The organism is Acinetobacter sp. YH18001, assembly GCF_013416975.1.
Classification (GTDB): Bacteria; Pseudomonadota; Gammaproteobacteria; order Pseudomonadales; family Moraxellaceae; genus Acinetobacter; species Acinetobacter pseudolwoffii.
Genome location: NZ_VPEU01000070.1, coordinates 1 through 6,556 on the forward strand (window position 1 = coordinate 1; position 6,556 = coordinate 6,556).

3 protein-coding genes and 5 pseudogenes are annotated in these 6,556 nt (G+C 40.0%); 1 reads left to right on the forward strand and 7 read right to left on the reverse strand.

What is annotated here, in order from left to right:
* Positions 1-96 (reverse strand): annotated as a pseudogene (locus tag FTV48_RS15240) (hypothetical protein); the annotation flags it as partial.
* Positions 97-121: 25 nt separating this feature from the next.
* On the opposite strand from FTV48_RS15240, the pseudogene FTV48_RS13640 reads away from it, so the two are divergent.
* A pseudogene (locus tag FTV48_RS13640) lies at positions 122-514 on the forward strand (sugar transferase); the annotation flags it as partial.
* Positions 515-1,048: 534 nt separating this feature from the next.
* Here FTV48_RS13640 and FTV48_RS13645 read toward each other — a convergent pair.
* The 6 genes and pseudogenes from FTV48_RS13645 to FTV48_RS13665 form a co-directional block, all read right to left on the reverse strand.
* A pseudogene (locus FTV48_RS13645) lies at positions 1,049-2,213 on the reverse strand (capsule assembly Wzi family protein); the annotation flags it as partial.
* A 35-nt stretch (positions 2,214-2,248) separates the two neighbouring features.
* A pseudogene (locus FTV48_RS15245) lies at positions 2,249-2,395 on the reverse strand (capsule assembly Wzi family protein); the annotation flags it as partial.
* A 145-nt stretch (positions 2,396-2,540) separates the two neighbouring features.
* The gene (locus tag FTV48_RS13650) at positions 2,541-4,724 is read right to left on the reverse strand and encodes a polysaccharide biosynthesis tyrosine autokinase (RefSeq protein WP_180000705.1); all 2,184 of its coding nucleotides are present in this window, start codon (positions 4,722-4,724) and stop codon (positions 2,541-2,543) included.
* A gap of 36 nt (positions 4,725-4,760) precedes the next feature.
* Positions 4,761-5,189 carry a low molecular weight protein-tyrosine-phosphatase gene (locus tag FTV48_RS13655; protein WP_005094751.1) on the reverse strand — a complete coding sequence of 143 codons (429 nt, stop codon included), beginning with the start codon at positions 5,187-5,189 and terminating at the stop codon, positions 4,761-4,763.
* Entirely contained in the window at positions 5,189-6,292 is a 1,104-nt protein-coding gene (locus FTV48_RS13660; RefSeq protein ID WP_180000706.1) for a polysaccharide biosynthesis/export family protein, read from the reverse strand. Before FTV48_RS13660 ends, FTV48_RS13655 begins: the two co-directional genes overlap by 1 nt.
* Before the next feature lie 149 nt (positions 6,293-6,441).
* Positions 6,442-6,556: pseudogene (locus tag FTV48_RS13665) on the reverse strand (IS5/IS1182 family transposase); the annotation flags it as partial.

Genomic DNA, 6,556 nt, shown 5'->3' on the forward strand with positions numbered 1-6,556 from the left:
TTCCGCATACGCACGTTGCCATTCTGCGGCACTGGCAAAACCTTCTATCCGCTCTACCAGCACCCGCCCATACCAGGAACGGTCAAAAATACAGATATCATCATCGCTTTGCAGCTTGGTCCAGAAGATACGTTCAACCAGCTTAGACGAAATGCCTCAACTGATTAATGTTTTAAAAGGAGATATGAGTATTGTTGGGCCTCGCCCTCAAATGAAAGAATTTCTAGAACATTATACAGATGAACAAATGCGACGCCATGAGGTAAAACCTGGTATGACAGGGCTTGCTCAGGTGAGTGGACGCAACAATTTATCTTGGGAAGAAAAATTTGAATTAGATGTGCAATATGTTGAACAGTATAATATTTGGTTTGATTTTAAAATTATGTTCAAAACTGCTAAGGTAATGCTAAGCCAAGAGGGAATTAATGCTCCTGATCAGGAAGTCGGTGCTGCGCGGTTTTCAAAAAAAAGTATTCATGACACTAGCTTATTTACAAAAGAGGTGAAATAACACCAAGCATGGATAAATAAGACTTTCACGAAGGCTAAATGCGGAGTACTGCAAGATTATATCTAAACTATTAATTTTGAGCATAAGCGAGTATTAGCATAATGTACCTATGGCTACCAGCTACAGGTATCGAATGAAATACGAGTGAAAAACTGAATGTTAGATTGACAGTTCTACAAAAAATACTAAGTGTATGACAAGTGGGTTGAGACTAAGGTGACATTCAGGTTAGAAAATTGATGCTGACGCAAGTGATTAATAAAAGGTATAGCCAGTCCTGAGCTACTGAGCCATATATGAGTTGATAAGTATGTTGATTATTGCCCCCCTCTCTCATCAGTAGCTGATTTATCAGCGGGCTGGGGTCAATCACTTTTAAAGACTGGTTCAGTCGGTGTAGGGCAGTTCCAACCATTATTGGATACTTAATAAAAAAACCAGCAAGTGCTGGTTTTTTATTTTCAGTTTCATCAGTATTTGGGGAGATATGGGAGAGTTGTCGCTATCTCCCGCACTTGAGTGTTGAATTAGGTCTTAATAGGAAAATAAGCCCTTTTCTAATGGTAATTCGATACCAATTGATACACCACCATCGTTACCGTATACCTCAGAGTCACTCACTTTTGCATTCAGTTTAAGTGTAATGTCTGGGCGTAGATAATGTGTCCAGGTTAGATCTAGTGCTTTTAATTCATCCTGCGCTGGAAAAGCGAAATTAGTAATGCCTCTATCAGGTCGATTAGCTGCTTGGTCAAATTTCGCAAATATAGGATGCGTGTATTAACACGATTGAGATGATCCAAGCGAATATCGTCACCTACAGACAGCATTTGGCCATCACCACCCATAGCATGTGCTAGGGGATAGCCATGTTGGTAAAAACCATCGGTATCCTATGATTATAGGAAATGCCCTGTACCTTGCCATTGGTACGAGTGTCTGCCCATTTTGTATACAGTTGGAAAGGCATATTGTTATAACTTGATGAATAATCGACTCCAGCCAAATACATTTTTTGGCCGGCAAGCCGCCCGCTTCATCTTCACCGACATATTGCGCTGGGACTTGCAGCAGTGGTTGTAGCTTTAAGCGCACATCAAAACCGGCAATTTGATTAGACTTATCATCATCACTATTATCAAAGTTATCATTGCCTTTAATAGCATTCCAAAGTGTGGACAAGCTTTCTGAACGATCACCGCCACCCCATTGCATAGCTCGCGATGCACCCAGTTCTAAATAAGGCAAGGGTTGTGCAGTCACACGTAAGTCAATCAATTTGGCGTCAGGCACTGCATCATAATCCTGCAACTGCCCTGCAAAAGCTTGATATTGCCCAGGTCCAATCCAGACCAACCTTTTTTTACAAAAGCATTCTGTTCGGCACGCTGCATCGTCACGCCATAGACAGGACGGCTGGCATCATCACGAATTAAACTGCCATCATGTGCAGGACTCCAATAAGTGGGGTCTGCTCAGCAATCAACCATTGGTTCCAACATTTTCCAGCGATCTATGCACCTTCAAGATTATGACCTTGATCATTGTCAATCTGTAGATCTTTTTCTGCATTCACACGAATTCTGGCATCCCAGTTCTCGTTATCCACACTTAGCTCGATGCCTGCCTGATATTGCGCTTTTTGCTGATCACCAAAGGCCTGAGGAATATTCTTTTGATCGGTTTCTGCAAATAAGGATGCTTTAAGCAACTGGTTATTGGTATTCAAATGTGCCAAGTCGACGTACTTATTTGAATCACACCCTGCTGATTGAGCCAGTTTAAATCGGTGCGTAAGTTTGGGGCATTTAAAGTAATGCCTTATGCAAAGGCGAGGGAAGAACTTAATGCCAAGGTAGCGAGCAGTATCTTAGATAACATTCTTGTATATTCTTAGGACTTTTAAACTATAACCACGATAGGTTTTTTAGTTGATTTTTTCAATAACAATCATTTGCAATAAATGTAAGGAAGGATAATTTCACACCCTGTTCAGACAGAGTGTGAAATTTGAGTTTAGAATAGATTAGTCATTATCTTTATGTGCAGTATAGGCATAGGCATAATTATAACCATAACTACCCGCTGCACCTTTTTGTACGTCATTCAGAATCACGCCATTAACTTTTACATTGGCCTGTTCAAAACGATTAACCGTAATTTCAAGTTCTTTAATTTGCGTTTTTCCATGACGGGCAATCAATAAATTGACCCCTGCATATTGCGCAATAATAATACCATCAGTAACAGCAAGTACTGGCGGAGTATCAATTAAGATGTGATCAAAATGAGCAGATACCTGATCCAGGAAAGCCTTGAATTTATCGGTACTTAACAGTTCAGACGGATTGACTGGACTCTTGCCGCGAGTGACAAAGAACAGGTTTTCTACAGTAGAATTTTGGACAATATCTTCATAAGTATTTTGATGGTTTAACAGTTCTGCTAAACCGGGTTTTATGTCGGCATTAAAATACTTATGCAAGTAACCACGACGCAGATCTCCATCAATGACGAGTACCCGTTTTCCACCTTGCGCTAAAATAGTCGCGAGGTTGGTGGTAATAAATGATTTCCCAATTTCTGGAGCAGGACCAGAAATGGCAATTATATTATTGCTGGCATTCATTAAGGCAAAGTGAATTGCGGTGCGCATACTGCGCAGGCTTTCAATCGCAATATCACCGCTGTCTTTAACCGCAAGAATAGGAATATTTTTTTTCTTTTTCAGCAGGTTGATACGACTTTCTTGAATTAAAGAACGCGGTACGGTGGCATACACTGGCAGATCCAGCTCATTTTCAATCTGAGTAGCATCTTTAATGCCTGAACGCATCATATTACGTAACAGTGCTAATAATGTACCGAGGAATCCTCCCAGAAAAATCGACAAAATCAGAATCTGTAATTTTTTGGGTTTAATCGGTTGAATGGGTTCAACTGCAGTATCGACAATACGGACATTCCCAATTTCACCAGCTTTGGCAATACGAAGTTGCTGGTATGAATTGAGTAAACCTGTATACAGCTGCTGTTTTACTTCAACTTCACGGAACAATTGTAAGTACTGGCGCTGTAGTTCAGGTAAACGTTTTAATGTTCCATCTAGCTCTGCAATTTTTTTATTGATTGCAGCGAGTTGTGCATTCATTTGCTGCATCATCGGATGTTCATCCATATATTTGGATGAAGCTTCTGCAACCTGCTGCTCCAGCTGGATTTTTTGTGTCTCTAAAGTAATGCTTTGGGTTAAGTATAATTCCGATTCTTTCGTAACATCCACTGTATTTGCTTGTTGGCGGAAGCGGTTGAATTCACGCTCTGCAACATCAAGTTGTTGTTTTAGTTCCGGTAATTGATTTTCCAGGAATTTAAGTGTCTGCGCAGTTTCTGCAGATCGACGTTCAATATTCTGTTGGCTGTAAGCAGCTAGAATGGCATTCAGGACTTGAGTAATGTGCTGCGTATCTTCGCCTTGATAGTTCAGACCTAATACACCGGTCATCTTGCCTTTTTCAGCCACTGAGTAGTTACTGGTCAAAGACTGCATGGCAGCAGGCAAGCTCTGTTTTTGAATATTATACGTGGCATCGAAACGGTCTTGACTAAAGACACCTACTTTCCAAAGACCGTATTCAGATGAGGATTGACTGATCTGGTTTAGAGGCGCAGAAAAAACCACCTGTTCAGTTGTCTCATCAGTCAGGCTATATTTGCCTTCTTTCAAACTTAAAATTAAGTTTTTATCCTGGAAATATTGTGGGATATCAAACTGGCGAATATCGAAACTATTTCGATTGTCTTGAAACAATACTGATTTTTCTGAATAGGTGGTGTCGTATTCATGTTTAGCCACTAACCGATTCCAGAAACTGTCTTCTGTCCCAGATACACGAATATTTAAATTTAAATGGTTAATGACCTCACCGAGCACCAAACGCGATTTTAAAATTTCAATTTCGGCTTGAGCAGGGGATTTTTGCTCGATCATACTGGATAAATCACCCAATAAAGCAGCTGAAGTCCCTTTACTGTCTTCGACTTGCACCATAGCATCTACTGAATAGGTATCCGGTGTGGTTCTTAAATACAGTAAGGCACAGATCAAACTTAAAATAATGCACAGGGCAATCAGTTTCCATTGCGCAATCAAGGAAAAAAACAATTCCTTTAAGTCAATGGTGTCTTCGGTGTTGGCGGTTTGACTCATAATTTAAATATCAAAAAAGTGAAAATATTAAAAAAATTAAATATATTTTTTCCAGTCAGCAATACAGTCTTGAATTAATTGACAGGTGTCATCAAAAAATGTTTGATCATGCTGATAAGGATCGGCAATATTTTTACTTTGCCAATGCCCCAGTCTAAAGGTTTTACCTTTGGCAAATGGCCAGGTCTGTTCGATATGTTTTTGCTGATTCTGACTCATCACAAGAACTAGGTCAGCTTTTTTAATCAGCTCAGCATTGAGTTTTTTTGCAATATGCGCACTCATATCAATCTCAAAGCGTTGCATGCATAGACTGGCTTTTTCATCGGCTGCATGTCCAACCACGCCAGCAATACCCGCAGACTCAATCTGTAAATGCGGATATTGCTGTTTTAAAAAGTATTCTGCCATGGGGCTACGACAAATATTGCCAATACAAACCACTAAAATATGATTGATTTTCATTAATTCCCCAAACGGTCTAAATTATACAAAGCATTTGAGAATGGGATAATCTGGTTGACGACACGCTGCCAGCGCGCCAAGCCAGAGGCATCGATATACACAATATCATTGCTGCGCATCTTAAACTGATTGGCCAGACCAAAATCAGCAATGCTGGTCAAATCCATCTGGTAGACTTCAGTGTGAGTAGTCGTGGGCTGACTACGCACCACATAAACCTTACTGCGACTGGCAGAAAGTGGATTAAGACCGAGACTTTCACCTAAAACATCACTTAAGCTCATGCCTTGATCACGCAATGCTAAAGATTGGTTTTTACCCGACTCACCCATCACATAAATTTTTTGATTTTCACGGTTGTTGACATATAACGTGTCATTTGGCTGGATCAACAAGTGATGCAGAGAAAGCCCTGCTTTTTCTAGCTCTACGGTATTTAAACTATATGAACGTCCCTGGCGTACTAATGTAATAGAGGCATTATCACCTTGTTGTGCATTCACACCACCTGCCATACCTAAAGCAGTATAAACACTTACAGGTTGGTCACTTAAGTAAAATTGACCGCCCTTCATCACATTACCTTGTACTGAGTAACGCTGGCCTTGATAAGACAATACTCGCGCAATCACATCTGGGTTTTTCAGGTAACGTGATAATTGGCTGCGTAATTCACGATTGACTTGTGTCAGTGATTTTCCAGCGGCCTTATAACGGCCAATAATGGGAAACTGAATATAACCTTCTGAATCAATTTGGAAACCATTAGCCTGAGCAGCTTGATCATTGTTAATACTATTGCTAGGAGAGGTAAGCTCAGGATAAGCCCATAAGTAAATCGATAAAATATCACCTGGACTCAGATTGTAGTTACGATGCTGTGTGTTAAACAGATGGGCATATTGTTGTTGAATATTCTGTACAGCAGGCTGAACAGCCATCATAGAATCTTGAGTGAGTTTTATGACATTGACTGTCGTACCGAGGTCGGTTTGAAAAACGCCTTCGCTAGGTAAGTCATATGTTTGTAAACCAGAGGTGACTGCACACCCTGTAGTAGCAATGCCACATGCCAATAAAGCAGCTAGTTGAAAGTGTCGCACACGTTTTCCCAGAGATTATTTTTAAATTTTAAAATTGAAGCTATTCTACCCAAGTTATTGACTATATACATAGCAATTTGTAACTATCTTTCTGGATTGATGATAAAAACTGAATAGAGTTAAAATATAAATTATTTTAGGGTGTGTCCTCATTTGGCTTTGCACCAAATAAATATACAGGCTATACGAATCATAGATTTATAATTGCGTGCCAGTTTATCAAATCGAGTTGCAATAGCACGGAAATGTTTTAATCTCGCAAAA